The sequence below is a fragment of the Streptomyces acidiscabies genome (genome assembly GCF_020010905.1).
GTDB lineage: Bacteria > Actinomycetota > Actinomycetes > Streptomycetales > Streptomycetaceae > Streptomyces > Streptomyces acidiscabies.
This window is the reverse complement of sequence record NZ_JAGJBY010000001.1, coordinates 4,002,606-4,027,905: the sequence shown is the minus strand read 5'-3', so window position 1 is coordinate 4,027,905 and position 25,300 is coordinate 4,002,606. Positions and strand designations below refer to the sequence as shown.

Annotated in this window: 26 protein-coding genes and 1 tRNA gene; 18 read left to right on the top strand and 9 right to left on the bottom strand. The window is 70.1% G+C overall.

The window, feature by feature from the left end:
- Positions 1 to 43 precede the first annotated feature (43 nt).
- Positions 44 to 919 (top strand): arylamine N-acetyltransferase family protein, encoded by an 876-nt coding sequence (locus tag J8M50_RS18700; protein WP_010355461.1) that lies wholly within the window; start codon positions 44 to 46, stop codon positions 917 to 919.
- Positions 919 to 2,493 (top strand): class I adenylate-forming enzyme family protein, encoded by a 1,575-nt coding sequence (locus J8M50_RS18695; RefSeq protein ID WP_010355462.1) that lies wholly within the window; start codon positions 919 to 921, stop codon positions 2,491 to 2,493. Before J8M50_RS18700 ends, J8M50_RS18695 begins: the two co-directional genes overlap by 1 nt.
- Before the next feature lie 52 nt (positions 2,494 to 2,545).
- Here J8M50_RS18695 and J8M50_RS18690 read toward each other — a convergent pair.
- Positions 2,546 to 2,615, bottom strand: a tRNA-Arg gene (locus J8M50_RS18690).
- Between the two features lie 94 nt (positions 2,616 to 2,709).
- Here J8M50_RS18690 and J8M50_RS18685 point away from each other — a divergent pair.
- From J8M50_RS18685 to J8M50_RS18670, 4 genes are all read left to right on the top strand, one after another.
- Positions 2,710 to 3,159: a carboxymuconolactone decarboxylase family protein gene (locus J8M50_RS18685; RefSeq protein WP_178855050.1), complete on the top strand. Its 450-nt coding sequence runs from the start codon at positions 2,710 to 2,712 to the stop codon at positions 3,157 to 3,159.
- On the top strand, positions 3,156 to 4,061 hold the full coding sequence (locus J8M50_RS18680) for an NUDIX domain-containing protein (protein ID WP_010355465.1): 906 nt from the start codon (positions 3,156 to 3,158) through the stop codon (positions 4,059 to 4,061). The genes J8M50_RS18685 and J8M50_RS18680 overlap by 4 nt, the downstream gene beginning before the upstream one ends.
- A 114-nt stretch (positions 4,062 to 4,175) precedes the next feature.
- Positions 4,176 to 5,354: a phosphodiester glycosidase family protein gene (locus J8M50_RS18675; RefSeq protein ID WP_010355467.1), complete on the top strand. Its 1,179-nt coding sequence runs from the start codon at positions 4,176 to 4,178 to the stop codon at positions 5,352 to 5,354.
- Between the two features lie 93 nt (positions 5,355 to 5,447).
- Positions 5,448 to 6,086: a dihydrofolate reductase family protein gene (locus J8M50_RS18670; protein WP_010355470.1), complete on the top strand. Its 639-nt coding sequence runs from the start codon at positions 5,448 to 5,450 to the stop codon at positions 6,084 to 6,086.
- Between the two features lie 10 nt (positions 6,087 to 6,096).
- Here J8M50_RS18670 and J8M50_RS18665 read toward each other — a convergent pair whose 3' ends face one another.
- The 6 genes from J8M50_RS18665 to J8M50_RS18640 all read right to left on the bottom strand — a co-directional run bounded on the left by J8M50_RS18665 (position 6,097) and on the right by J8M50_RS18640 (position 11,465).
- Positions 6,097 to 6,291, bottom strand: a complete 195-nt coding sequence (locus J8M50_RS18665) for a hypothetical protein (protein ID WP_010355471.1) — start codon at positions 6,289 to 6,291, stop codon at positions 6,097 to 6,099.
- A gap of 101 nt (positions 6,292 to 6,392) precedes the next feature.
- A complete protein-coding gene (locus tag J8M50_RS18660) occupies positions 6,393 to 7,259 on the bottom strand; it encodes a phosphatidylinositol-specific phospholipase C/glycerophosphodiester phosphodiesterase family protein (RefSeq protein ID WP_010355472.1) in 867 nt (288 codons plus the stop codon).
- A gap of 322 nt (positions 7,260 to 7,581) precedes the next feature.
- Positions 7,582 to 8,655: an acyl-CoA dehydrogenase family protein gene (locus J8M50_RS18655; protein WP_010355473.1), complete on the bottom strand. Its 1,074-nt coding sequence runs from the start codon at positions 8,653 to 8,655 to the stop codon at positions 7,582 to 7,584.
- Positions 8,652 to 9,833: an acyl-CoA dehydrogenase family protein gene (locus J8M50_RS18650; RefSeq protein ID WP_010355474.1), complete on the bottom strand. Its 1,182-nt coding sequence runs from the start codon at positions 9,831 to 9,833 to the stop codon at positions 8,652 to 8,654. Before J8M50_RS18650 ends, J8M50_RS18655 begins: the two co-directional genes overlap by 4 nt.
- Positions 9,830 to 10,789, bottom strand: a complete 960-nt coding sequence (locus J8M50_RS18645; protein ID WP_010355475.1) for an NADPH:quinone oxidoreductase family protein — start codon at positions 10,787 to 10,789, stop codon at positions 9,830 to 9,832. Before J8M50_RS18645 ends, J8M50_RS18650 begins: the two co-directional genes overlap by 4 nt.
- A gap of 79 nt (positions 10,790 to 10,868) precedes the next feature.
- Positions 10,869 to 11,465, bottom strand: coding sequence for a helix-turn-helix domain-containing protein (locus J8M50_RS18640; protein ID WP_010355476.1), 597 nt, complete (start codon positions 11,463 to 11,465; stop codon positions 10,869 to 10,871).
- An 88-nt stretch (positions 11,466 to 11,553) separates the two neighbouring features.
- Here J8M50_RS18640 and J8M50_RS18635 point away from each other — a divergent pair, with 88 nt between their 5' ends.
- The 7 genes from J8M50_RS18635 (at position 11,554) to J8M50_RS18605 (ending at position 18,242) form a co-directional block, all read left to right on the top strand.
- Positions 11,554 to 13,086 carry an ATP-dependent DNA ligase gene (locus tag J8M50_RS18635; protein ID WP_010355477.1) on the top strand — a complete coding sequence of 511 codons (1,533 nt, stop codon included), beginning with the start codon at positions 11,554 to 11,556 and terminating at the stop codon, positions 13,084 to 13,086.
- Entirely contained in the window at positions 13,083 to 13,559 is a 477-nt protein-coding gene (locus J8M50_RS18630; protein ID WP_010355478.1) for an NUDIX hydrolase, read from the top strand. The genes J8M50_RS18635 and J8M50_RS18630 overlap by 4 nt, the downstream gene beginning before the upstream one ends.
- Positions 13,556 to 14,941, top strand: a complete 1,386-nt coding sequence (locus tag J8M50_RS18625) for an NADP-dependent succinic semialdehyde dehydrogenase (RefSeq protein ID WP_010355479.1) — start codon at positions 13,556 to 13,558, stop codon at positions 14,939 to 14,941. The genes J8M50_RS18630 and J8M50_RS18625 overlap by 4 nt, the downstream gene beginning before the upstream one ends.
- A gap of 24 nt (positions 14,942 to 14,965) precedes the next feature.
- Entirely contained in the window at positions 14,966 to 15,202 is a 237-nt protein-coding gene (locus tag J8M50_RS18620) for a DUF6213 family protein (RefSeq protein WP_029184107.1), read from the top strand.
- 270 nt (positions 15,203 to 15,472) lie between these two features.
- A complete protein-coding gene (locus J8M50_RS18615) occupies positions 15,473 to 16,522 on the top strand; it encodes a type III polyketide synthase (RefSeq protein WP_029184108.1) in 1,050 nt (349 codons plus the stop codon).
- Positions 16,519 to 17,724, top strand: coding sequence for a cytochrome P450 (locus J8M50_RS18610; protein ID WP_010355482.1), 1,206 nt, complete (start codon positions 16,519 to 16,521; stop codon positions 17,722 to 17,724). The genes J8M50_RS18615 and J8M50_RS18610 overlap by 4 nt, the downstream gene beginning before the upstream one ends.
- Positions 17,721 to 18,242: a cupin domain-containing protein gene (locus J8M50_RS18605; RefSeq protein WP_010355483.1), complete on the top strand. Its 522-nt coding sequence runs from the start codon at positions 17,721 to 17,723 to the stop codon at positions 18,240 to 18,242. Before J8M50_RS18610 ends, J8M50_RS18605 begins: the two co-directional genes overlap by 4 nt.
- On the opposite strand, the gene J8M50_RS18600 is transcribed toward J8M50_RS18605, so the two are convergent.
- Positions 18,239 to 19,465, bottom strand: coding sequence for an acyl-CoA dehydrogenase family protein (locus tag J8M50_RS18600; RefSeq protein WP_010355484.1), 1,227 nt, complete (start codon positions 19,463 to 19,465; stop codon positions 18,239 to 18,241). The genes J8M50_RS18605 and J8M50_RS18600 overlap by 4 nt on opposite strands.
- Before the next feature lie 152 nt (positions 19,466 to 19,617).
- On the opposite strand from J8M50_RS18600, the gene J8M50_RS18595 reads away from it, so the two are divergent.
- Complete coding sequence (locus J8M50_RS18595; protein WP_010355485.1) at positions 19,618 to 20,238, top strand: TetR/AcrR family transcriptional regulator; 621 nt, start codon at positions 19,618 to 19,620, stop codon at positions 20,236 to 20,238.
- Positions 20,239 to 20,299: 61 nt separating this feature from the next.
- On the opposite strand, the gene def is transcribed toward J8M50_RS18595, so the two are convergent.
- Complete coding sequence (def, locus tag J8M50_RS18590) at positions 20,300 to 20,845, bottom strand: peptide deformylase (RefSeq protein WP_010355486.1); 546 nt, start codon at positions 20,843 to 20,845, stop codon at positions 20,300 to 20,302.
- A 155-nt stretch (positions 20,846 to 21,000) separates the two neighbouring features.
- Between def and J8M50_RS18585 the strand changes: the two genes are divergently transcribed.
- The 4 genes from J8M50_RS18585 (at position 21,001) to J8M50_RS18570 (ending at position 25,295) form a co-directional block, all read left to right on the top strand.
- On the top strand, positions 21,001 to 22,239 hold the full coding sequence (locus J8M50_RS18585) for a Mur ligase family protein (protein WP_010355487.1): 1,239 nt from the start codon (positions 21,001 to 21,003) through the stop codon (positions 22,237 to 22,239).
- A 13-nt stretch (positions 22,240 to 22,252) separates the two neighbouring features.
- Positions 22,253 to 22,981 carry a type 1 glutamine amidotransferase gene (locus J8M50_RS18580; RefSeq protein WP_010355488.1) on the top strand — a complete coding sequence of 243 codons (729 nt, stop codon included), beginning with the start codon at positions 22,253 to 22,255 and terminating at the stop codon, positions 22,979 to 22,981.
- A 190-nt stretch (positions 22,982 to 23,171) separates the two neighbouring features.
- Entirely contained in the window at positions 23,172 to 24,197 is a 1,026-nt protein-coding gene (locus J8M50_RS18575; protein ID WP_010355489.1) for a 6-phosphofructokinase, read from the top strand.
- Positions 24,198 to 24,344: 147 nt separating this feature from the next.
- A complete protein-coding gene (locus J8M50_RS18570; protein ID WP_010355490.1) occupies positions 24,345 to 25,295 on the top strand; it encodes a cytochrome c oxidase assembly protein in 951 nt (316 codons plus the stop codon).
- Positions 25,296 to 25,300: the final 5 nt, after the last annotated feature.

Below are 25,300 nucleotides of genomic sequence, written 5' to 3'. Positions count from 1 at the left end.
GGCCGCGTTGCCCGGCGCCGGACCCCCCTCCAGGATCCGGCGCATGGCCACGGACCGCACCGTACTCACCCCGTCACCGCCGAGGGACCCGCAATGGGGCGGGCACCTGCTGGATCTCGACGCCTACCTACGCCGCGTGGGCCACCCGGCGACCCCCACGACACCGGAGTCGTTGCACCGCGCGCACAGAGCGGCGATCGCGTTCGAGAACGTGGACGTCGCCCTGGAGCGCGGCATCTCCCTCGAACTCCCGGACGTCCAGCGGAAGTTGGTGACGGAAGGCCGGGGCGGCTACTGCTTCGAGCACAACCTCCTCTTCGCCGCCGTCCTGGAAGCGACCGGCGTCCCGGTGACCCGCCTCCTGGCCCGGGTCCGCCAGGGCAAGAATCTGATCCGCTACCGCGCCCACACCACGCTCCTCGTGGACATCGACGGCGAAACACACCTCGCGGACGTCGGCTTCGGCGCCGAGGGCCTCCTCACCCCGCTCCCCTTCACGGACGGCGCGACACACGCCGAGGGCGGCTTCGCCTGGCGCCTGGTGCGCGAGGGCGACGAGGACTGGGTGCTCCAATCCCTGCACGCCGACGGCTGGTTCGACCTGTACGCGTTCCGCCTGGAGCACCACCACGCGGTCGACTTCGACGTCTCCAACCACTACACGGCCACCCACCCGCGCTCCACGTTCACGGGGAAGCTCGTCGCGATGCGCGGCGACGCGCACAGCCGACAGACCCTGATGAACAGCCGGTTGACGACCCGGTACGCCGACGGCCGCACCGAAGAACGCGAGTTGACCGGCGCCGAGGTGATCCGCGCCCTGCGCGAGACCTTCGCGATCCGGCTGACCGACCTCGACGCACGGCTGCTGACGCAGCGGCTGTCCACCACCTTCACAAGCAGCCCCCAGGAGGGATGATGGCGCTCCACCTGCCCGCCAGCAAGAAGCCGCTGAGGCTCGGCCTGATCCCGGAGGAGGCCGCGGCCCGCAACCCGGGCGTGCCGGTCACCCTGGACCACGACATCGACTCCGTCCCGGAGGCGGGCCGCGAGCTGACGTTCGCCTCGCTCGCCGACCTCGTCGACGACCTGGCCGCGCGGCTGTGGGCGGCGGGCGTCCGGGCGGGCGAGCACCTCGCCCTGTACAAGACGCACAACTTCGACATCTACCTGCTGGCCTGCGCGGCGTCCCGGCTCGGCGCGGTGCCGGTCCTGCTGTCCCCGGCGCTGGACGGCACGACGGTCCGGGCCCTGCTCGACCGCCTGGAGCGCCCCAACCTCCTCACGGACGAGGCCAAGTTGGGCGACGAACTGGCGGACCTCCCGCTCGCCGAGTCCGCGTGCCGGGTGATCGTCCCGCGCGGCGACCGCCCCGGCACGGTCTCCCTGGACGCGCTGGCCGGCTCCCCGCGCCGTACGCCGGTCCGGCTCGACGGGGACCAGCCCGCACTGATGACGCACACGTCCGGCACGACCGGCGTACCGAAACTGGTCGTGCACACAGCACTCTCGCTGCGTGGCCGCTACCGCCCGCAGGAGCAGTTGGTCGCGCTGATCCGCCGCCGGGAGACGTACGCCGTGCACGTGTCGTTCGTGCACTCGCGCATGTACATGGCGCTGGCGGTGATGCTGGAGCACGGCATGCCGATCGTCGTCATCGACGACAGCGAGCCGGAGCGGGTCGCGCCGCTGCTCGCCCGCACGCGGCCGGGGATCGTCGAGACGCACCCCAACACCTTCGTGGAGTGGGAGGAGTTGGTCGAACACCCGCTGCGCCCGCTGTCCAACGTCAAGTACTACAGCGGGACGTTCGACGCGATCCACCCGCCCACGATCCACAAGCTGCTCTCCGCGTCCCTGCGCCGCAGCCCGATCTTCTTCCAGTTCTACGGGCAGAGCGAGTGCGGCCCGCTCGTCGCGCGCTGGTACACCCGCAAGAACGCCCTGACGGCGAACGGGCGTTGCCTCGGCTATCCGCTGCCCGGCATGACCCACGTCCGGGTCGTGCCGCGCGACGGGCAGCGGCCGTCGAAGAAGACGCCGGGGTTCATCGAGGTGATGAGCGACGGCCGGGCGATCACGTACTACGCCGAGGACGAGCGCTATCGGCAGGAGTGCGACGGGCGTTGGTGGCGTACCGGTGACGTCGGGTACCGGGACCGGTGGGGGCGGGTGCACGTCCTGGACCGGGCCGTCGACGTCATCGAGAACGTCGACTCGACGCTTGAGGTCGAGGACGCGGTGCTGGGCCGGCTCGACGAGCTGATCGAGCTGGTGCTGGTCGCCGGGCCCGCGGGCGACCCCGTACCGGTGGTGTGCACGAAGAACAACGTCCCGCTGGACCACGCCCGTTGGCAGCGGGCGGTGCGGGACTTCCCGCAGCTCTCCACGCCGGTGCAGATCCCGCTCGCCGAACTGCCCCGGACGGCGACGATGAAGGTGCAGCGGCTGGAGCTGGCGCGGCGGCTGCGGGAGCGCCTCGAACCGGCGTGACCTCTCAACGCGCGAAGCCCGCCCCACAGTTGTGGGACGGGCTTCGTCTCTGAGCGCCGGGCAGGCCTTGCACCTGCATCTCCCCGCAGGAAGCGGGACGTCTTTCCTTGGACCACCAACGCATCGGCCGTTTCCCCGAGTTGGGGCGCTGGCCGCAAGATCAATCATAGGGCAGGGGACGGGGTGGTCGCGACCGGCCCGTGATTGGATCTCACCGTGACGCGACGGATCTACATCGACAAACAGAGCCCGAAGGCCTACCACGCCCTCGTCCAGACCTCGGAGGCCGTACGGGCGACGGCCGCCGAAGCCGGTCTGCCCCGCACGCTCCTCGAACTGGTCAACCTCCGGGTCTCCCAGCTCAACGGCTGCGCCTTCTGCCTGGACGTCCACACGAAGGCGGCCCTGCGCGAGGGCGACACCCCGCGCCGCCTCGGCGTCCTCGCGGCCTGGCGGGACACCGCGCTCTTCACCCCCGAGGAGCGCGCGGCCCTGGCCCTCGCCGAGGTGACGACCCACACGACGGACGCGGACGCGCAGGAAGCCGCGTACGCCGAGGCCCGCGAGGTGTTCACCGACGACCAGATCTCGGCGGTGATCTGGGCGGCGCTGACGATCAACGCCTTCAACCGGGTGTCGATCATGAGCAAGCACCCGGTCCGTTGACCGCCATCGACTGGACCTGGCTCGGCGACCTCACCGGCCGCCGCATCCTGGACCTCGGCTGCGGCACGGCCCGCGACGCCGCGCACCTGGTCGAGACGTACGGCGCGAAGGTCGACGCGGTCGACCCCTCGGCCGACCGGATCGAACAGGCCCGCGCGCGGTACGGGCACCTGCCGGGCCTGCGGCTGATCGAGGCGGACCCCGTCGAGCACCTACGGCGCGAACTGGCGGCGTACGACGTGGTGTACGCGGCGGACCCGCTGCCGTACGTCGATCCCCAGCGGCTGTTGCCCGCACTCGCGACCGCGCTCGCCCCCGGCGCGATCCTGTGCTTCTCGGTGCCCGAACCAGCTTCGTGGGAACGACTGTTGAGTGATCACGGGCTGGTCGTGGACCACAGCTCGCCCCATGTCATCCGCGCCCACCGCCCCCTGCGGACCGGCTCGCGCCCTCGTACGAACCTCCCTCCCGTCCCGCACGCGGCGATCGGCGTCGGCGCGATCCTGTACGGCCCCCAGGGCCTCCTCCTGGGCCGGCATCAGCGCGGGACCTGGGAGCTGCCCGGCGGTACGGCGGAGCCCGGCGAGTCGCTGGAGGCCACGGTCGTACGGGAGTTGAGGGAGGAGACCGGCGTCGAGGCGGACGCGGGGGACGTGCGGCTGCTCGGGACGCTGCTGGACGATGTGGACGGGGTCGTCCGGATGACCGTCGGGGCCGTGGTGGGCACCTGGCGGGGTGAGCCCGCCGACCAGCCCGGGGAGCGGGTCGGGGACTGGCGCTGGTATCCCCTGGACCGGCTGCCGCCGTCGCTGTTCGTGTGCAGCGCGCAGTCCCTGACGGCCTGGCGCCCCGAGCTGCCGATCGACCACGCCCCGGCCCACTTCACGCCCTACGCCGGATAGCCCTCGTACACCTGTCCTCCTCTCACCCGTTCTCGTGGGTTGACCTCGTATTTCCTGGTCCGCGCCCGGTCGCCGTAAGAGCATTTCGGCGACGGACGAGCAGGGAGGCGACAAATGAGACGACTGACCACGTTCCTGACGGTGTGCGCGACGGTGGCGGGCGCGGCGCTCGCGGGCGCGCCACCGGCCGACGCGGCGGTGGCGCAGGGGGTGACGTACCGTCAGTACGACATCCGGGGCGCGGCGGGGACGGCGCACGCGCATGTCCTGAGCGTCGACCTCACCAACTCCCATGTCCGGCTGGGCCTGTTGTACCCGGGGGTCGTGGCGGGCCGGGCGCCGGTGTCCCGACTGGCCGATTCCCAGGGCGCGTTGGGCGGGGTCAACGGCGACTTCTTCAACATCACGGAGAGCCAGCACCCGGGCGTCCCGGCGACCGGCGCGAGCGTCGGCCCTGCGGTGGCGGACGGCGAGTTCCTGAAGGGCGCGGTCCCGGACGGCCAGCGCTTCGGTCCCACGCCTCCGTCGGACACGAACACGCGTGACGTCATCGGCGTCGACCGCGACGGCCGCGCCCGCCTGGGCACGCTGCCGTTCACGGCGACGACGAACACGGGCCTGCCCGTCTCGGGCCTCAACCAGTACGCGCTGCCGGAGAACTCGGTCGGCGCGTACACCTCTCGGTGGGGCGACATCCCACGGACCAGGGCGACTTGTGGCACGGACCTGGACAGGGCCGCGCCCTGTGCGACCGACACGTACGAGGTGACGGTGCGCGGCGACCGGGTCGTCTCGGGCTCGCCGACCCCCGGCGCCGGGTCCATCTCCACGGGGACCACTGTCCTGTTGGGCCGGGAGAAGGGGGCACGGCAGCTTCGCGCGCTGGTCAAGGGGCAGTACCTGTCGGTGCGTTACCCGTACGAGGTCGAGCATCCCGCGTTCCGGTTCGCGGTGGGCGGTTACCCGATCCTGACCGGGGGCCGACCTCTTCCGGGCCTGGACGACAGGACGTCCGCCGTCCGCACGGCGATCGGTATCTCGGGGGACGGCCGACACGTCCAGCTCTTCGCCCTGGACGGGGGAACGGCGTACCGCAAGGGCTTGACGGTGGCGGAACTGGCGGGCGCGCTACGGAAGTTGGGGGCGACGGAGGGCTTCAGCCTGGACGGGGGAGGTTCGACGACGCTGGTGCTGAGGCAGGCCGGGCAGAGCGCGGCGGCGGTCCTCAACCATCCGTCGGGCGGGGCGGAGCGCCCCGTACCCAATGGCGTGGGCGTCTTCGAACGCGGATAGCCGAGCACGAAAAACATGCGCGGGGATGTCGATCCAGGCAGGCTCTGTTCGACGTAGGGGTGAGAGACGGCATCGACACGAGAGGCGAAGACCATGCCCAAGGTCCGCGTACACAACGTCACGATCTCCCTCGACGGCTTCATGGCCGGCGCGAACCAGCGACTCGACGCCCCGTTCGGCGACGGTGTGGGCTGGGGTGACGATCTGCACCGGTGGTTCATCTCCGCGTCGGAGGACGTCGCGGCGGGCAAGACCGGAATCGACGTCGACTACTTCACCCGTGGCGATCAGAACGTCGGCGCCACGATCATGGGGCGGAACATGTTCGGGCCGCAGCGCGGGCCGTGGGCGGACGAGTCCTGGCAGGGCTGGTGGGGCGACAACCCGCCCTACCACCACGACGTCTTCGTCCACACCCACCACGTGCGCCCGCCGCTGGAGATGGAGGGCGGCACGACCTTCCACTTCACCGACGAGCCGCTGGAGACGGTGTTGCGGCGCGCGTTCGACGCAGCGGGCGGCAAGGACGTCCGGATCGGCGGCGGCGCGGCGGTCATCCAGCAGTACCTGCGGGCCAGGCTGATCGACGAACTCCACCTGGCCATCGCGCCGATGCTCGTCGGACACGGGGAGCGGCTGCTCGACAACCTGGGCGACGGGATCGACGGCTACCGGGTGTCCGAACTGGTCAGCTCACCGACGGTCACGCACGCGGTGCTGGTCCGCCGCTGACGCCCGGAACTCAAGGCCGGATCCCCGCCACCAGATCCGCCGTCGCCGTCAGTCCACTGTGAATCGTCGGCGCGATCCTCGTCCCCGCCAGGAAGAACCCCAGCAACAGGCACGCGACCACGTGCGACATCTTCAGCCCCCCGTTCCGGACGAACACCACCACCAGGATCAGCAGCAGTACGACCAGGGAAATGGACACGGCCAACGCGAACCTCCTCCACTACGTCCGCTTTCGCGGCGTTCGGCCGCAAGTGTGGCGTAGTGGAGGGGCGAACCGGCTGAGTGACCTGTCCCTCGAACGGGTGGTTACGCGGCCTTGTGGGTGTCGAGGAAAACTTCGAGCCCGGCAAGGTCGTCGGTGTTGAAGTAGTCGACGCCGGCGGCGAGAAGCTCGGCCCAGAGGGCGTCCCGGGCGGGTCCGGCGAGGTCCGGCGTGGCCCAGAAGCGGACCTTCTGTCCCCGCTCGTGCGCGGCGGAGACGATCCCGCGCAGCCGCTGCCGCTCGGCCTCGGGGAAGGAACCGACGCCGAGCCAGGTGAAGTTGAGGGTCCAGTTGTCGCTGATGAGGGGGATGAGGGAGGCGGGCGCTGCGGTGCCGAGGTCGGCGAGGCGGCCGTCGTAGAAGGCACGCCGGTAGGTCTGCGCCTCCAGGGGCCCGCGTGCGGCGCGGTCGCCGGAGATGACGGCGGTGACGGCTCCCTTGCGGACCCGGCCGTGCGCGTACGTGGTGAACAGCCCGGGGTAGCGCTGGAGATGGCGGTCCAGCTCCAGGTACGTCGAGGACCCCTCGGTCTTGATGTCGATGAGGAGCTGGATCGGCTTACGCCAACCCCGGTACACGGAACCGTGGTTGGCGCGCACGCGAGCGGCGAGGGGCTCCAGGTAGAGGGATTCGAGCGTCCGGGTGGGGTCGAGGTCGCTCACCTCATGGCCGATCAACAGTTGATCGCCAACAAGGAAGATGTCCGCCTCGACGCTCCCGAACCGATGGTCGAGCGCGTCGAAGAGGGGCCGGGGGTGCTCGTAGTCGTTGTGGGCGTGCGCGCGCCACAGCGGCTCCCGGCGACCGGGGTGCCGCTCGGCGGCGAGCGCGCTGACGCCGGGCAGGGCGACGGTGCTCGCGAGGGCGGCGCCGAACGCGCCGAGGGCTCTGCGACGGGTGGTGAGGGCCATGCGCTGCTCCCTGTCTCGTGGGGGTCCCCCGCGAGTATGCGGGCGTGGACACCTCAAGAGGAGGAAGCAGAACAGGAGTTGGCCGGACGTTCACCGGGACGCACGAAGACGACGAAGAAGCCCGCCCCAGGTGGGACGGGCTTCACCGGACGGGAACCTAGAGCCTGTGTCACATCCCCGGTCGGATCAGCGCACGTCGTCTGGTGCGTGCGATCGCAAGGCGCCGGAGCGCCCGCGTGGCAGAGTCACGTGGGCGTTTCGGCAACGCCGCGAGCGTGCGTGCCAGGCGGCGGGCGCCCGGCCGGGGATGTGACACAGGCTCTTACGGCGCCTGGAGGTCGACGAGTCCGGCGAGAGTCGTCCGGTGTGCGCCGGCCGTCCCGTAGGCGATGGAGTCGGCCTTGGCCCGCTTCAGGTAGAGGTGGGTCGGGTGCTCCCAGGTCATCCCGATGCCCGCGTGGAGTTGCAGCGCCTCTTCCGCGGCCCGTACGGCGACGGGCGAGGCGTACGCCTGGGCGACCGCTACGGCCACCTCGACGTCCTCACCCGTGGCCAGCGCGTCGGCCGAACTGCGGGCAGCCGCGCGGAGGTTGACGACCTCCAGCCACACCTGCGCGAGCCGGTGCTTGAGCGACTGGAACCCGCCGACAGGCCGGTTGAACTGCTTGCGGTCCTTGAGATAGCGGACCGTCTCGGTCAACGCCCAGTCGGCGACGCCGAGTTGCTCGGAGGCCAGCAGCCCGGCGGCCGACCGCAGCGCACGGCGCACGGCGGGCCCGGAGTCACCGAGGCGGCGCCCGGGAGCGCCGTCGAGCGTGACCGTGGCCAGCGGCCGGGTGAGGTCCAGGGACGACTGCGGGGTGACCGTCGCGTCGGCGGCCTCGACGGCGTACAGCCCGCCGTCCTCCGCCGGAACCAGCAGCACATCGGCGGCGCCGGCGTCCGCGATCCCGGTCAACTGCCCGTGCAGACGGCCATTTTCGAGGCGTACGACGGAGAACGCGGTGCCCGGCGCGCGGTGCAGGCCGACCGCGAGGGCCCCCACGGCACGCCCCGACGCGAGCCGCTCCAGCAGCTCCGCGTCACCGCACTCCAGGAGCGCCTCGGTGGCGACGACCGCGCTGGACAGGTAGGGCACGGGAGCGACGGCCCGGCCCAACTCCTCCAGGACGACGGCGACTTCGCGGTGCGTGGCACCCTGGCCGCCCTGCGCTTCGGGGACGAGGAGTCCGGCGAGGCCCATGTCACCGGCGAGCAGCTTCCACAGGGCGAGGTCGTGCGGCGCGTCGGACTCGGTGCGCGTGATGACCCCGGCCGGGTCGCAGTGGTCGGTGAGCAGGTCCCGTACGGCGGACCGCAGGGCCTCTTCCTCCTCCGAGTACAGCAGGTCGCTCATCGGGCCAGGTCCTTCCAGGCGACGTCCTTGTCGGTGCGCGGCTCGGCGGGCAGGCCCAGGACGCGTTCGGCGACGATGTTCAGCAGGATCTCGGTGGTCCCGCCCTCGATGCTGTTGCCCTTGGCGCGCAGGTAGCGGTAGCCGGCCTCGCGTCCGGTGAAGTCGACGAGTTCGGGGCGGCGCATCGTCCAGTCGTCGTACAACAGGCCCTCGGAGCCGAGGAGTTCGACCTCCAGGCCGCTGATCTCCTGGTTGAGCCGCGCGAACGCGAGTTTCATCCCGGCACCCTCGGGTCCGGGCTGCCCGGCGGAGAGCTGCTGGCGCAGCCGGTCGGCGGTGAGCCGGGAGACCTCGGACTCGACCCACAGCTTCAGGAGCCGCTGGTGGAGTTCGTGCGTCCGCAGCTCGGGGCGCTCGCGCCAGGTCTTCGTGACCGGCCCGATCATCCCGCCCTCGCGCGGCAGCCGCATCCCGCCGATGGCGACGCGCTCGTTGTTCAGCGTGGTCTGCGCGACCCGCCAGCCGTCGCCGATCTCGCCGAGCCGGTGGGCGTCGGGGATGCGGACGTCGGTGAGGAACACCTCGTTGAACTCGGCCTCACCGGTGATCTGCCGCAGCGGGCGCACGTCGACGCCGGGGTCGGTCATGTCGCACAGGAAGTACGTGATCCCCGCATGCTTGGGCACGGCCGGGTCGGTGCGGGCGATGAGGATGGCCCAACGGGCGTTGTGCGCACCGGAGGTCCACACCTTCTGCCCGTTGACGATCCAGTCGTCACCCTCCCTCACAGCCCGCGTGCCGAGCGCCGCGAGGTCGGACCCGGCGCCGGGCTCGCTGAAGAGCTGGCACCAGACCTCCTCGCCGGTCCACAACGGCCGCAGGAATCGCCGGTGTTGCTCGGGAGTCCCGTACTTGAGGATGGTCGGCGCGGCCATGCCGAGCCCGATGCCGTTGCGCCGGGCGTCGTTGTCGGGCGCCCCCGCCGCCGCCAACTCGGCGTCCACGGCGGCCTGGAGAGCACGCGGCGCGTCCAACCCGCCCAGTCCGACGGGGTAGTGGACCCAGGCGAGCCCGGCGTCGAAGCGGGCGCGCAGGAAGTCGAGCCGATCGGTGCTCGCGGGCGGGTACGCCGTGAGCAACTCCCCCACCAGGCGCTTGAGTTCGGTCGCGTCGGTCATGCGGAGACCTCCACGACGACGCGGCCCGTGGTGACCCCGTCGGCCAGCTTCTGCACGACACCGGCGGCGCCGGCCAGCGGGACGCGCTCGCTCACCAGCGGCTTGATCGCGCCCTGTGCGGCGAGTTCGGTGAGCTGCTCGTGGCAGTGCTGGATCAGCTTCGGGTTCTTGGTGGCGTACAGGCCCCAGTGCAGGCCGAGCAGCGAGTAGTTCTTCACCAGCGCGTGGTTCAGCGAGGGGCTCGGGATGGAGCCGCTGGCGAACCCGACGACCACGATCCGCCCCTCGAACGCGACGACCTTGGTGGACTGCTGGTACGCCTCCCCGCCGACCGGGTCGTAGATGACGTCGGCACCCCGCCCGCCGGTCGCCTCCTTCACGGCGCCGACCACGTCGTCCGCACGCCGGTCGATGACGACGTCACAGCCCAACTCCCGTGCCACAGCGGCCTTCTCGGCCCCTCCGACCACGCCGATGACCCGCGCCCCGGCCGCCTTCCCGAGCTGCACGGCCGCACTCCCGACCCCACCGGCGGCGGCATGCACGAGCAGCGTCTCCCCGGCCTCAAGGCGGGCACGCCGGTGCAGCCCGAACCACCCGGTCTGGTACCCGATGTGCAACGCGGCGGCCTCGGCGTCGTCGAGCGACTCGGGCGCGGGGAACAACGCGGCAGGCTCGGCAACGGCGTACTCGGCAAGCGCCCCGAACGGCAGCACAGGGTTCCCGATGACCCGCCGCCCGTCCTCGGTCTCCCCACACAGCTCGACACCGGGCGTGAAGGGAAACGGCGGCTTGACCTGATAAAGCCCCCGGGCCATCAGCACATCAGGAAAGTTGAGACTCGCGGCACGCACCTTCAGCAGAACCTGACCCTCACGAGGCACAGGCCGCTCCACCTCAGCAAGCCGCATCACCTCACTCGGCTCGCCGTTCTCGTGCACTTGCCATGCCTGCATGTGGTGCCTCCACGGGGGACTACGTCGTCTGACCGAGGTCGCTTCGCATACTAAGCGGTCGCTTGCAGGGAGGGAACCGTCAGTTTCCCTCCGGGCGGGTCTCGGGACGGCCCTTGGGACGAGCCCGCACATGCATCCGCTCCCCCTGCGGCCCGAACAAACTCAAAAACTCCACCGCCCCCTCCCCCGTAGACCCGAACCAGTGCGGCACCCGCGTATCACACTCCGCCGCCTGCCCAGCCGTCAGCACGACATCATGCTCCCCCAGCACCACCCGCAACTTCCCCGACAGCACGTACAACCACTCGTACCCCTCATGCCGACGCGGCTCGGGCCGCTCCTCGCTCTGCGGCACCAGCACCTTGTACGCCTGAAGCCCACCCGGCTGCCGGGTCAACGGCCAGAAAGTCCGCCCATGCCGCACGAGCGGCTCGGACCTGACCCGCGGATCCCCCGCCTTCGGCGCCCCCACCAACTCATCCAGCGCCACCTGATGCGCCTGGGCGATCGGCAGCAACAACTCCAGCGACGGCTTCCGCAACCCCGACTCCAGCCGGGACAACGTACTGACGGAAATCCCGGTCACCTCGGACAACCCCGCCAACGTCACCTGCCGCTCCTTACGGATCCGCCGCAACCGTGGCCCCACCTCGGCAAGAACTTCGTCCGTACTCATACCGCGCATTGCATTTTCGGCAACAGGGTTTGTCAACCCCGCAGCACTTCGGGATGTGCGCGAGCCACCCCCGTAGGACGATGGCCCTATGCTCCTAGCCCGGCTGGCCGAGGTCTCCCGGGAGGTCGCCGAGACCTCGGCACGCTCCCGCAAGACGGCCCTGCTCGCGGACCTCTTCCACGAGACGGCCCCGGCGGACGTCCCCGTGGTGATCCCCTACCTGGCGGGCCGCCTCCCCCAGGGCAGACTCGGCATCGGCTGGAAACTCCTCAGCCGTACGACGCCCCCGGCCCAGAACCCGACGCTCACCGTCGCCGAGACGGACGCCCGCCTCACCGCCCTCGGCAAGGTCGCGGGAACCGGCTCCCAGGCCGAACGGACCCGCCGGCTCGCGGAGTTGATGGAGAAGGCCACGGACGACGAACAGCGCTTCCTCCGGGGCCTGTTGAGCGGCGAGGTGCGCCAAGGAGCCCTGGACGCACTCGCCGTAGAAGCCCTGGCCCAGGCAACTCGGGCGAACCCGGCGGACGTTCGCCGCGCGGTCATGCTCGCAGGCTCCCTGCAACCGGTCGCCCAAGCACTGCTCGCACAAGGACCACCAGCCCTCGCCGAGTTCCAACTCACCGTAGGCAGACCGGTGTTCCCCATGCTGGCCCACACCGCGACGTCGCCCGAGGAAGCCCTCACGAAACTGGGCCCCTGCGCGATCGAGGAGAAACTCGACGGCATCCGCATCCAGCTCCACCGCGACGCCTACGAGATCCACGTCTACACCCGCACCCTGGACGACATCACCGACCGCGTCCCCGAACTGACAGACATCGCCCGCCAGTTGAAGAGCACCGCCTTCATCCTGGACGGCGAGATCCTCGCCCTGGACCCGACGACCAACCGCCCCCTCCCCTTCCAGGAGACCGCCGGACGAGTCGGCTCCCGCGTGGACGTCACGAAGGCCGCCGCGACCACCCCCCTCTCCCCCGTCTTCTTCGACGCCCTCTCGGTGGACGGCCGCGACCTCCTGGACCTCCCCTACACGGACCGCCACGCGGAACTCGCCCGCCTGGTCCCGGAGCCGATGCGCGTACGCCGCGCACTCGTGAGCGACCCGGCCCCCGCCGAGACCTTCCTCGCGGAAACCCTGGCCAGAGGCCACGAGGGCGTCGTCCTCAAAGCCCTGGACTCCCCCTACAGCGCGGGCCGCCGAGGCACCTCCTGGCTCAAGGTCAAGCCCGTCCACACCCTCGACCTCGTGGTTCTCGCCGTGGAGCGCGGACACGGCCGCCGCACCGGCAAGCTCTCCAACCTCCACCTGGGCGCCCGCACGGCCGACGGCGGCTTCGCGATGCTCGGCAAGACCTTCAAGGGGATGACCGACGCCATGCTGACCTGGCAGACCGAACACCTCGGCGCGCTGGCCGTCGCGGACGACGGCTGGACCGTCACCGTACGGCCCGAACTCGTCGTCGAGATCGCCTACGACGGCCTGCAACGCTCCTCCCGCTACCCGGCCGGAGTCACCCTGAGGTTCGCCCGCGTCGTCCGCTACCGCGAGGACAAGCGCCCCGAGGACGCGGACACCGTGGAGACCGTGCTCGCCGCGCACCCGGAGGTACAACTGTGAAGCGCAGCGCGGGCCTGTTGCTGTTCCGGCGCCGGGACGGCCGTACGGAGGTGCTGATCGGGCACATGGGCGGGCCGCTGTTCGCGCGGAAGGACGCGGGGGCGTGGACGGTGCCGAAGGGGGAGTACGGCGACGACGAGGCGCCCTGGGACGCGGCGCGGCGGGAGTTCCAGGAGGAGTTGGGGTTGGAGCCGCCCGGCGGGGAGGCCATCGCGCTCGGGGAGGTCCGGCAGGCCGGCGGGAAGCTCGTCACCGTATGGGCGGTCGAGGCGGACCTCGACCTGGCGGCGTTCGCCCCGGGGACGTTCCGGATGGAGTGGCCGCCCAGGTCGGGGCGTGTCCAGGAGTTCCCCGAGCTGGACCGGGTCGCCTGGTACGGCCTCGAAGAGGCGCGCGGCCTCGTCGTACCGGCCCAGGCCGCGTTTCTCGACCGGCTCGCGGAGCACCCGTCCCCCGAAGGAGGCCGACCATGACCATCGCGACGGTGAACCCGGCGACCGGCGAGACCCTCAAGACGTACCAGCCCATGGACGCCGAGGAGGTGGAACGGCGGCTGCGGCTGGCGGAGGGCGCGTTCCGGTCGTACCGCACGACGACGTACGAGGAACGCGCGACGCTGCTCGGCCACGCCGCCGACCTGCTCGACGCGGACCGCGACGACATCGCCCGCGTCATGACGACCGAGATGGGCAAACCCGTCGTCCAGGCCCGCGCCGAGGCCGCGAAGTGCGCGAAGGCGATGCGCTGGTACGCCGGGAACGCGGCGGCGCTGCTCGCCGACGAGGTGCCGTCGACCGCCGACGTACGGGACTCCGGCGGCGTACGCGTCCTCGTGCGGTACCGGCCGCTCGGGCCCGTGCTCGCGGTGATGCCGTGGAACTTCCCGCTGTGGCAGGTGATCCGGTTCGCGGCGCCCGCGCTGATGGCGGGGAACGTCGGGCTGCTCAAGCACGCGTCGAACGTGCCGCAGACCGCGCTGTATCTGGAGGACCTGTTCCAGCGGGGCGGGTTCCCCGAGGGGTGTTTCCAGACGCTGCTGATCGGGTCGGGCGGGGTGGACGAGGTGCTGCGCGACGAGCGGGTGCGCGCGGTGACTCTCACGGGGAGCGAGCCTGCGGGGCGGGCCGTCGCGTCCACCGCCGGGGACATGGTGAAGAAGACCGTGCTCGAACTGGGCGGCAGCGATCCGTACGTCGTCATGCCGTCCGCCGATCTCGACCGGGCGGCCGAGGTCGCGGTGACCGCGCGTGTGCAGAACAACGGGCAGTCGTGCATCGCCGCTAAGCGGTTCATCGTGCATGCGGATGTGTACGAGGGGTTCGTCGAGCGGTTCGTCGCGGGGATGGGGGCGCTGCGGGTGGGGGATCCGCTGGACGAGTCGACGCAGGTGGGGCCGCTGGCGACCGCGCGGGGGCGGGCCGATCTGGAGGAGTTGGTCGAGGATGCGGTGCGGGGTGGGGCGCGGGTGTTGTGCGGGGGTGTGCGGCCTGAGGGGGACGGGTGGTTCTATCCGCCGACCGTCCTCGCGGGTGTGGGGCGGGAGCTGCGGATTCATCGGGAGGAGGCGTTCGGGCCGGTTGCCGTGGTGTATCGGGTGCGGGATCTCGACGAGGCTGTCGCCGTTGCCAACGACTCGCCGTTCGGGCTGAGTTCGAGTGTGTGGACGCGGGACTCCGGGGAGGTGTCGCGGTTCGCCGATGAGCTGGAGGCCGGTGGGGTGTTCTTCAACGGGATGACCGCTTCGCATCCCGCGTTTCCGTTCGGTGGGGTGAAGCGGTCCGGGTACGGGCGTGAGCTGTCCGGGCATGGGATCCGGGAGTTCTGCAACATCACTACCGTTTGGCACGGTGTGTGACGGTTGCGCGGTTACGATCGGGGCGTGAACCGGGAAGTGACTTTGCCTCTGATCGTCGACGACCGGGGGGATCTGCAGGTGGCGGCGGCCGATGTGAGCAAGTTGCTGCGCACGCTGGGCGGGAGGTGGCTGCACCTTGTCGAGGCCGGGGAGTCCGGGTGGGACGAGGAGACTGTGGCCGATCTGACGATCGAGCTGGCGAAGTTGGCCGACCGGATTGACGTTGCGTGCATTGCGCACAGTAGCGGGCGGTCGTCGTAGGGGGTTCTGAAGCGTTGCCGGGTGCGGGTTCGTCGTGGCTGGTCGCGCAGTTCCCCGCGCCCCTAAAAAACATGCACTCGCCGCCCGTCCAAAGGGCACCGTGGCGCCAGACCCGCCCAGAAAGCCCGTGCCGCCGGAATCTCCGAGAGCCCCGCGTCTCCGGAATCCCCGAAGGTCCCTTGTCGCTGGAATGGAGTAACTCCGCGCGAGATCGCCTGGTCCCCGAGTGATCGTGAGGGGAGCATCCCCTGGCGAAAGCAGGATCCGGTCATGGCTACTTTGTGCAGGCCCTCCGTTTCGGTGCCGGAGTATGTGATCACGATGGAGGAGACGCTGGAGCTGGCGCGGGAGCGGCACGCGGATCATCCTCAACTGCCGTTGGCGTTGCGGCTGATCGAGAACACGGGGGTCCGGAAGCGGCACATCGTGCAGCCGATCGAGGAGACGCTGAAGCACCCGGGGTTCGAGGAGCGCAACCGGGTCTACGTCGCGGAGGCGAAAGCGCGGGTGCCTGCCGTGGTGCAGCGGGCGCTGGACGACGCGGAGCTGCTGACCTCGGACATCGACGTGATCCTGTACGTGTCGTGCACGGGGTTCATGATGCCCTCGCTGACGGCGTGGCTGATCAACGAGATGGACTTCGACCCCTCGACCCGCCAGATACCGATAGCGCAGCTCGGTTGCGCGGCGGGCGGCGCGGCGATCAACCGGGCGCACGACTTCTGTACGGCGTATCCGCAGGCCAACGCGCTGATCGTGGCCTGCGAGTTCTGCTCGCTGTGCTACCAGCCGACCGACCTCGCGATCGGCTCCCTGCTGTCCAACGGCCTGTTCGGCGACGGCATCGCGGCGGCCGTCATGCGCGGCCGGGGCGGCGAGGGCATCACGCTGGAGCGCAACGGCTCGTACCTGATCCCGAAGACCGAGGAGTGGATCATGTACGACGTCCGGGCGACCGGCTTCCACTTCCTGCTGGACAAGCGGGTCCCGGCGACGATGGAACCCCTCGCCCCGGCCCTCCAGGAGCTGGCCGGCACGCACGGCTGGGACGCGGCCGACCTGGACTTCTACATCGTCCACGCCGGAGGCCCCCGCATCCTGGACGACCTGAGCAAGTTCCTCCAGGTCGACCCGGAGGCCTTCCGCTTCAGCCGCGCCACCCTCACCGAGTACGGCAACATCGCGAGCGCCGTGGTCCTGGACGCGCTGCGCCGCCTGTTCGACGAGGGCGGCGCCCCCGACCGCGCGCGCGGTCTGCTCGCCGGGTTCGGTCCCGGGATCACCGCCGAGATGGCGCTCGGACGCTGGAGCCGCGCATGACCGAGGAGACGCTGACCCAGGCGGTACGGCAGTGGCCCGCGCTGGATCTCCAGGGCACCGAATTCGACCCGGTGCTACGGGAGTTGATGGCCGAGGGCCCGGTCACCCGGATCCAGCTGCCGAACGGCGAGGGCTGGGCGTGGCTGGTGACGCGCATGGACGACGTACGGTTCGCGGTCAGCGATCCGCGCTTCAGCCGCGAGGCCGTCATGGACCGGCCGGTCACCCGGCTCGCCCCGCACTTCATCCCCGAGCGCGGCGCGGTCGGCTTCCTCGATCCGCCGGACCACACACGCATCCGGCGCTCGGTGGCCGCCGCGTTCACCGCGAAGGGCGTCGAGCGCGTCCGGGACCGGTCCCGGGCGATGCTGGACGAGATGGTCGACGCGCTGCTCGCCGAGGGCCCGCCCGCCGATCTGACCGGCGCCGTCCTCATGCCGTTCCCCATCGCCGTGATCTGCGAGCTGATGGGCGTCCCCGCCGCCGACCGGCACGTCATGCACACCTGGACCCAGCTCATCCTGTCCTCCACGCACGGCCGCGAGGTCAGCGAGAAGGCCAAGGCCGAGATGGGCGCGTACTTCGCCGACCTGATCGGCCTGCGCGAGGGCTCCACCGGCGAGGACGTCGCCTCGCTCCTCGGTACGGCCGTGGGGCGCGGGGACGTCACCCTCGACGAGGCCGTCGGGCTCGCCGTCCTCCTCCAGATCGGCGGCGAGGCCGTCACGAACAACAGCGGCCAGCTGTTCCATCTCCTGCTGACCCGGCCGGAGTTGGTGGCACGACTGCGCGCCGACCCGGCGATCCGGCCGCGCGCCATCGACGAGTTGCTGCGCTGGCTCCCCCACCGCAACGCCGTCGGCCTCTCCCGCATCGCGACCGAGGACGTCGAGATCAGGGGGGTCCGTATCCGGGCGGGGGACGCGGTGTACGTGTCGTACCTCGCCGCGAACCGGGACCCGGCGGTGTTCCCCTCGCCGGACGAGATCGACTTCTCCCGCTCGCCGAATCCCCACGTGGCCTTCGGGTTCGGCCCGCACTTCTGTCCCGGCAACATGCTGGCGCGCATGGAGGAGGAGTTGTTGGTGGACGCGCTCCTGGACCGGCTGCCGGGACTGAAGTTGGCGGTTCCCGCCGACCAAGTCCCTTTCAGGAAGGGCGCGTTGATCCGTGGCCCCGAGTCGCTGCCGGTGACCTGGTGACGGCCGGCGAGGGTCTCCTCGTACCGCCGGGGCACGGGCGCGTCGTCCAGACCCCGGCCCAGCGGGTGACGTTCAAGGTGACCGGGGAGCACTCGCGGACGGCGTCCACGTTCGAGGTGGAGGTGCCGCCGGGGTTCGACGTGGGCGCGCACGTCCACACGCACAGCGAGGAGCTGTTCTACGTCCTGGAGGGCGAGTTGGACGTCCTGGCCTTCGAGCCGCGCATCCGCACGCCGGACAACTGGCAGCGCTGGGAGTCGAGTTCGGGGGGCAGGGTGGTCCGGGCGACACCGGGCACGGTCATCGTCGTACCCCCGGGCTGCCCGCACGCGTTCGCGAACCCGACGGACACCCCGGCGAAGATGTTCTTCCAGGCGTCGCCGCCCCCAGATCATGAGCGGTACTTCGAGGAGCTGCTGGAGATTCTGGGGAGCGGCGGGCCGCCGGACCACGAGGCGATCGAGGAGCTACGACGGCGCTATGACATCGAGCAGCTCACGCCTCTGAAACACCGTTAGCGGATGTTCATCCCGGAGAGGGTCCTCGCGATCACCAGCTTCTGGATCTCGCTCGTCCCCTCGAAGATCGTGTAGATCGCGGCGTCCCGGTGCATCCGCTCCACCGGGTACTCCCGCGTGTACCCGTTCCCCCCGAGTATCTGGATCGCCTGCCCCGTGACCGTCTTGGCCGTCTCGCTGGCGAACAGCTTCGACATGGACCCCTCGGCGGCCGTGAACGGCTTCCCGTTGATGGCCATCCACGAGGCACGCCAGACCAGCAGCCGGGCCGCGTCGATCTGCGTACGCATCTCGGCGAGTTGGAAGGCCACGCCCTGGTTGTCGATGATGGGACGGCCGAACTGCTCGCGGGTCTTCGCGTAGTCGAGCGCGACCTCGTACGCGGCACGTGCCGTACCGACGGCCATGGCGCCGACGGCGGGCCGGGACGCCTCGAACGTCGCCATCGCCGCGTTCTTCACACGTTCGCCGCCGCTCTTCGCCTTCTCGTGCGCGCGAGCGATCCTCTGGTCCAGCTTCTCCTTGCCGCCGAGGAGGCAGGAGCCGGGGACGCGGACGTTGTCGAGGACGACCTCGGCGGTGTGGGAGGCGCGGATGCCGTGCTTCTTGAACTTCTGGCCCTGGGAGAGGCCTTCGGTGCCCGGCGGAATGATGAAGGACGCGTGGCCCTTGGAGCCGAGGTCGGGGTCGACGACGGCGACGACGACGTGGACGTTGGCGATGCCGCCGTTGGTCGCCCAGGTCTTCGTACCGTTGAGCACCCACTCGTCCTTGGCCTCGTCGTACACGGCACGCGTGCGCATGGAGGCGACGTCGGAACCGGCGTCGGGCTCGGAGGAGCAGAACGCGGCGACCTTCACGTCGTTCGCGTCGCCGTACATCTGGGGTATCCAGGTGCCGATCTGTTCCTCGGTGCCGTTCGCGAGGACGCCGACGGCGGCGAGGCCGGTGCCGACGATGGACAGGGCGATGCCCGCGTCACCCCAGAAGAGTTCCTCCATGGCCATCGGGATGCCGAGGCCGGTGGGGTCGAAGTACTGCTGGGCGTAGAAGTCCAGGGAGTAGATGCCGACCTTGGCGGCTTCCTGGATCACCGGCCAGGGGGTCTCCTCGCGCTCGTCCCACTCCGCGGCGGCGGGGCGGATGACGTCGGCGGCGAAGCCGTGGAGCCAGTCCCGGACCTCTTTCTGCTCGTCGTTGAGTTCCATGGTGAACTCGGCCATGACTCCTCCAGCGCGGCGGTGCACAAACGGCGACACTTACCATCATGTTACTAGCGGTAACGCCAGTGTGTTACTCGCGAGTAGGAAAAGTCAACTCCGGATGCAGGTGTTAGTTTGCGCAGGCGGGACCGAAACACCACAGGGGAGCGGAAATGGACACCACACAGCGGACCGACCAGCAGAGGTCTGCTGACCGTCGTCGGCGTGAACTGCTGGAGGCGGCGGATCGGGTGGTGCTGCGGGAGGGGCCGCAGGCTTCGATGAACGCGATCGCCGCTGAGGCGGGGATCACCAAGCCGATTCTGTATCGGCACTTCGGGGACAAGGGTGGGTTGTACGCGGCTCTTGCCATGCGGCATACGGATGCGCTGTTGGCCTCGTTGCGGGCCGCGCTCGATGCTCCTGCTGAGCGGCGTGAGCGGGTTGAGGCGACGCTTGATACGTACCTTGCCGCGATCGAGGCTCGGCCTCAGGTGTATCGGTTTTTGATGCACCCGGCCGAGGGGGATGTCGGGCGGCACTCTGCTCCTCTGTTGAAGCGGATGGGGGAGGAGTTGGCTCAGGTGATCGAGGAGCGGCTTGATCTGGGGCCTGGTGGGCAGCAGGTGGCTCGGGTGTGGGGGCATGGGATTGTTGGGATGATGCATGCGGCTGGGGATTGGTGGTTGGGGGAACGGCCTTGTGAGCGGAGTGAGTTGGTGCGGTGTTTGGCGGATCTTCTGTGGGGGCGGCTTGCGGCTGCGGGAGACCGGGTTGGGGGGCCGGGGTTCTGATGCGTTGCGGGGTGCGGGTACTTCGTGGCTGGTCGCGCAGTTCCCCGCGCCCCTAGGTAAGTCAACTCCCCTTGCTCCAAGAGGCTCTGCTTACTTGTCTCAGCAATCGCTTCCGCCGCCAGCCCTCCAACCGGTCCACATAAGTGCTGCCCTCCAAGTGGTCCATTTCATGTTGCAGGCATCTTGCGAAGAAGCCTGTGCCCTCAACCCTGATCTGGGCTCCCGTCATCGTGTAGCCCTCGATCACCGTTTCGTCGTAGCGTTCCGTGCCTGCCTCCAGGCCCGGTAGGGATAGGCAGCCTTCCGGGCCTCGGAGTACTACGCCGTCCACGCTGATTACTCGGGGGTTCACGATGTGGCCCACGTGGCGGAGGTCTTCGTCGTCCGGGCAGTCGTACACGAAAACCCGTAGAGGTTCGCCTACTTGGTTCGCCGCCAGGCCCACCCCCTGCGCCGCGTACATCGTCGCGAACAGGTCCTCGACCAACGACGCCAGTTCGGGGGTGAAGGCCGGGACCTCCTCGCAGGGCGTGTGGAGGGACTGGGTGCCGTGCAAAGTGATCGGGCGGACTCGGCCCCGTGTGCCCGGGATGGAGCGGTGTGGCATGGCCGTAAGGGTACGGTCCTTTGTGACACGCGCATGTCTAACAGCCGTGAGACGGTGGCGGGATTCGGGAGTGCGAATGGATCTCGATAGGCTGGCCACCCATCACGTTGTCGTCAGGCAGAGGCGCGGCGCGTACGAAGGAGGATCGAGGACTGATGGCAGGCAACTCGGACCCGCTCACGCCGCGGGCCAAGATCGCCGTGACCGCGGGCAAGGCGGTCGCCGCGGCATCGCGGGCCGCGGGCCGTGGCAGCGGTTCGGTCATCGGCGGCAAGGTCGCCCTGAAACTCGATCCCGACCTCCTCGCCCGGCTCGCCCAGAACCTGGACGTCGTCCTCGTCTCGGCCACCAACGGCAAGACCACCACGACCCGGCTGATCGCGGAGGCGCTGCGCGCGGCGGGCCCGGTCGTGTCGAACGCCCTGGGCGCGAACATGCCGGCCGGTATCACCTCGGCGCTCGCGGGCGGTTCGGAAGCGCGGTACGGCGTGATCGAGGTCGACGAGAAGTACCTCGCCGGGGTCGCGCGGGACACCGACCCGAAGTGCATCGCGCTGCTGAACCTCTCCCGTGACCAGCTCGACCGCGCCGCCGAGACCCGCATGATGGCGGAGGCGTGGCGTGAGGGGCTGAGCGGTTCGAAGGCGGTCGTCGTCGCCAACGCGGACGACCCGCTGGTGGTGTGGGCCGCGTCCTCCTCGCACAACGTGATCTGGGTCGCGGCGGGTCAGATGTGGAAGGACGACGCCTGGTCCTGCCCGTCCTGCGGTGGCGTGCTCCAGTGGCCCGGCGACGACTGGTACTGCGCGGAGTGCGGTTTCCGCCGCCCGCAGCCGAGTTGGGCCCTGTCCGGTGACCACGTCATCGACCCGCACGGCTCCGCCTGGCCGATCCACCTCCAGCTCCCCGGCCGCGCGAACAAGGCCAACGCCGCGTCCTCGGCCGCCGTCGCCGCCGTGTTCGGGGTGCCGCCGCAGGTCGCCCTGGAACGCATGTACCAGGTGCAGGCGGTCGCCGGACGCTACGACGTCGTCCAGTTCATGGGCCGGGACCTGCGGCTGCTGCTGGCGAAGAACCCGGCGGGCTGGCTGGAGACGTTCAGCCTGATCGATCCTGCACCGGCGCCGGTGATCCTGTCGGTGAACGCGCGCGGCGCGGACGGCACGGACACCTCCTGGCTGTGGGACGTCGACTACACGCAGCTGACCGGGCACCCGATCTGTGTCATCGGCGACCGCAAGCTCGACCTCGCCGTCCGGCTCGAAGTGGCGAACCAGCACTTCCAGGTGTTCGACTCGGCCGACCAGGCGGTGGCGGCGTGCCCGCCGGGCCGGATCGAGGTCATCGCCAACTACACCGCGTTCCAGGATCTGCGCCGCCGCGTCGGCAACTGAGGGGATTCAGCCAGTGAGCGACAACCAACTGCGGGTCGTCTGGGTCTACCCGGACCTGCTGAGCACGTACGGCGACCAGGGCAACGTCCTGGTCGTCGAGCGGCGGGCGCGGCAGCGCGGTCTGGACGTGGCGCGGCTCGACGTCCGCAGCGACCAGCCGATCCCGACGTCCGGCGACATCTACCTGATCGGCGGCGGCGAGGACCGTCCGCAGCGGCTCGCGGCGGAGCGGCTGATCCGGGACGGGCACCTGTACCAGGCGGTGAACAACGGGGCGATCGTGTTCGCGGTGTGCGCCGGGTACCAGATCCTGGGCCACGAGTTCGTCAACGACCAGGGCCAGCGCCAGCCGGGCCTCGGGCTGCTCGACGTGACGACGGTGCGCGGCGAGGGCGAGCGGTGTGTCGGTGACGTCCTCGCGGACATCGACCCCCGGCTCGGGCTGCCGCAGCTCACCGGGTTCGAGAACCACCAGGGCGTCACGCATCTCGGGCCGACGGCGCGGCCGTTCGCCCGCGTCCAGATGGGCAAGGGCAACGGCACGGGCGACGGCACGGAGGGCGCGTACAGCGACACCGTGTTCGGGACGTACATGCACGGTCCCGTCCTCGCGCGCAACCCGCTCATCGGTGACCTGTTGCTGAAACTCGCACTCGATGTGAACGCGCTGCCGCCGTGCGACGACCGGTGGTACGAGGCGCTGCGGGGCGAGCGGATCGCCTCGGCCCAGCAGCCTGCCTGACCTGTGTGTTCACCTGTTTTTCGGGGCACCGTCAACAGCCCGTCTGACGGTGCCCCCGCGCAGGTGAGCGGGTGCGTCCAGCAGACGGACGCACCCTTCGGATCGACCCCTTCCTGACGCTAGGGTGGCGGGGAATCGAGCCGGACGACGTGGTCCGGTCCCCGGCCCACGTGAAGAAGGTTGTTGCGCTATGCGCATTGGTGTCCTCACGTCCGGAGGCGACTGCCCCGGCCTGAACGCCGTCATCCGGTCCGTCGTGCACCGTGCCGTCGTCGACCACGGCGACGAGGTCATCGGCTTCCGGGACGGCTGGAAGGGCCTCCTGGAGTGCGACTACCTCAAGCTCGACCTCGACGCGGTCGCGGGCATCCTCGCGCGCGGCGGCACGATCCTCGGCTCCTCCCGGGTCCAGCCCTCCCATCTGCGCGACGGTGTCGAGCGGGCCAAGGGGCACGTCGAGGAGCTCGGCCTCGACGCGATCATCCCCATCGGCGGTGAGGGCACCCTCAAGGCGGCGCGGCTCATGTCCGACGCCGGGCTGCCCGTCGTCGGCGTACCGAAGACCATCGACAACGACATCGCCGTCACGGACGTCACGTTCGGCTTCGACACGGCCGTGGGTGTCGCGACCGAGGCGCTCGACCGGCTCAAGACCACCGCCGAGTCGCATCAGCGCGTCCTCGTCGTCGAGGTCATGGGGCGGCACACCGGGTGGATAGCGCTGCACTCCGGGATGGCGGCCGGTGCGCACGCGGTCGTCGTCCCCGAGCGGCCCTTCGACATCGACGAGCTGACCCGGCGGGTCGGCGCGCGGTTCGAGGCGGGCAAGCGGTTCGCGATCGTCGTCGCGGCGGAGGGGGCCAAGCCGAAGGCCGGGACCATGAGCTTCGACGAGGGCGACAAGGACATCTACGGCCACGAGCGGTTCGCGGGGATCGCCCGGCAGCTGTCCATCGAGCTGGAGTCGCGGCTCGGCAAGGAGGCGCGGCCGGTCATCCTCGGGCACGTCCAGCGGGGCGGCACGCCGACCGCGTACGACCGCGTCCTGGCGACACGCTTCGGCTGGCACGCGGTCGAGGCCGTCCACCGCGGGGAGTTCGGCAAGATGACCGCGCTGCGGGGGACGGACATCGAGATGGTGCCGCTGGCGGAGGCGGTGGAGACGCTGAAGACGGTGCCGGAGCAGCGGTACGCCGAGGCGGAGTGCGTGGTTTAGCTTGTTCGGCGGGTGCGGGTCTGCTGTGGCTGGTCGCGCAGTTCCCCGCGCCCCTAAAGGTGGGTTGCTCCCCCGGTGACATGACGTGCCGGGGGTCGCTCTACTCTTGTAGGCGCATATTTCCCCACCTCGTCTGGAGCCGCCCTTATGGATCACAGCGGGCACGGCATGACCATGGATCTGCCGCCGTTCACGCTGGGGCGGGGGTTGGAATGGTCCGCTGATCCGTTCTTCCTCGTCGCCTGCATTCTCGGGCTCGGACTTTACGGGTGGGGGGTGCTGAAACTCCGGCGGCGCGGTGATTCCTGGTCCTGGCCGCGCACCATTTCCTTCGCGCTCGGTGTTCTCACCGTCGTGCTCGTGATGTGTACGAAGCTCAATGACTACGGCATGGTCATGTTCAGCGTGCACATGGTGCAGCACATGATCATCAGCATGGTCTCGCCGATCCTCGTGCTGCTCGGGGCGCCGATGACGCTGGCGCTGCGGGCGCTGCCGGTCGCGGGGAAGGGCCGCAAGGGGCCGCGTGAGCTGCTGCTCGCCCTGCTGCACAGCCGGTACATGACGGTCATCACCCACGCCGCGTTCACGATCCCGCTGTTCATCGCGAGCCTTTACGCGCTGTATTTCACGCCGTTGTTCGACACGCTGATGGGGTCGAAGGCGGGGCACCTCGGAATGATGGTGCACTTCTTCGCGGTGGGCGTGGTGTTCTTCTGGCCGATCATCGGTGTGGACCCGGGCCCGAAGCGTCCGGGATATCTGATGCGGATGCTGGAGCTGTTCGCGGGAATGCCGTTCCACGCGTTCTTCGGTATCGCGTTGATGATGGCGTCGCAGCCGATGGTGAAGTCGTTCGAGAACCCGCCGGCCTCCCTCGGCATCGACGCCCTGTCGGACCAGAGCGCGGCGGGCGGCATCGCGTGGGCGTTCAGCGAGGTCCCCTCGGTGATCGTCCTGATCGCGCTCCTCTTCCAGTGGTACGGCTCGGACCAGCGCCTGGCGAAGCGCCAGGACCGCGCGGCCGACCGGGACGGTGACAAGGAGCTGGAGGCGTACAACGCGTATCTGGCGTCCCTGAACTCACGCCAGGGCTGACATCA

What these genes read in the sequence shown, in the direction of transcription:
- J8M50_RS18625 (WP_010355479.1), top strand. Translation starts at nt 13,556, where the DNA reads ATGACCATCGCGACGGTGAACCCGGCGACCGGCGAGACCCTCAAGACG.
- J8M50_RS18650 (WP_010355474.1), bottom strand. Translation starts at nt 9,833, where the DNA reads ATGACCGACGCGACCGAACTCAAGCGCCTGGTGGGGGAGTTGCTCACG.
- J8M50_RS18635 (WP_010355477.1), top strand. Translation starts at nt 11,554, where the DNA reads ATGCTCCTAGCCCGGCTGGCCGAGGTCTCCCGGGAGGTCGCCGAGACC.
- def (WP_010355486.1), bottom strand. Translation starts at nt 20,845, where the DNA reads ATGCCACACCGCTCCATCCCGGGCACACGGGGCCGAGTCCGCCCGATC.
- J8M50_RS18640 (WP_010355476.1), bottom strand. Translation starts at nt 11,465, where the DNA reads ATGAGTACGGACGAAGTTCTTGCCGAGGTGGGGCCACGGTTGCGGCGG.
- J8M50_RS18600 (WP_010355484.1), bottom strand. Translation starts at nt 19,465, where the DNA reads ATGGCCGAGTTCACCATGGAACTCAACGACGAGCAGAAAGAGGTCCGG.
- J8M50_RS18615 (WP_029184108.1), top strand. Translation starts at nt 15,473, where the DNA reads ATGGCTACTTTGTGCAGGCCCTCCGTTTCGGTGCCGGAGTATGTGATC.
- J8M50_RS18575 (WP_010355489.1), top strand. Translation starts at nt 23,172, where the DNA reads ATGCGCATTGGTGTCCTCACGTCCGGAGGCGACTGCCCCGGCCTGAAC.
- J8M50_RS18645 (WP_010355475.1), bottom strand. Translation starts at nt 10,789, where the DNA reads ATGCAGGCATGGCAAGTGCACGAGAACGGCGAGCCGAGTGAGGTGATG.
- J8M50_RS18655 (WP_010355473.1), bottom strand. Translation starts at nt 8,655, where the DNA reads ATGAGCGACCTGCTGTACTCGGAGGAGGAAGAGGCCCTGCGGTCCGCC.
- J8M50_RS18675 (WP_010355467.1), top strand. Translation starts at nt 4,176, where the DNA reads ATGAGACGACTGACCACGTTCCTGACGGTGTGCGCGACGGTGGCGGGC.
- J8M50_RS18660 (WP_010355472.1), bottom strand. Translation starts at nt 7,259, where the DNA reads ATGGCCCTCACCACCCGTCGCAGAGCCCTCGGCGCGTTCGGCGCCGCC.
- J8M50_RS18610 (WP_010355482.1), top strand. Translation starts at nt 16,519, where the DNA reads ATGACCGAGGAGACGCTGACCCAGGCGGTACGGCAGTGGCCCGCGCTG.
- J8M50_RS18570 (WP_010355490.1), top strand. Translation starts at nt 24,345, where the DNA reads ATGGATCACAGCGGGCACGGCATGACCATGGATCTGCCGCCGTTCACG.
- J8M50_RS18700 (WP_010355461.1), top strand. Translation starts at nt 44, where the DNA reads ATGGCCACGGACCGCACCGTACTCACCCCGTCACCGCCGAGGGACCCG.
- J8M50_RS18585 (WP_010355487.1), top strand. Translation starts at nt 21,001, where the DNA reads ATGGCAGGCAACTCGGACCCGCTCACGCCGCGGGCCAAGATCGCCGTG.
- J8M50_RS18695 (WP_010355462.1), top strand. Translation starts at nt 919, where the DNA reads ATGGCGCTCCACCTGCCCGCCAGCAAGAAGCCGCTGAGGCTCGGCCTG.
- J8M50_RS18670 (WP_010355470.1), top strand. Translation starts at nt 5,448, where the DNA reads ATGCCCAAGGTCCGCGTACACAACGTCACGATCTCCCTCGACGGCTTC.
- J8M50_RS18595 (WP_010355485.1), top strand. Translation starts at nt 19,618, where the DNA reads ATGGACACCACACAGCGGACCGACCAGCAGAGGTCTGCTGACCGTCGT.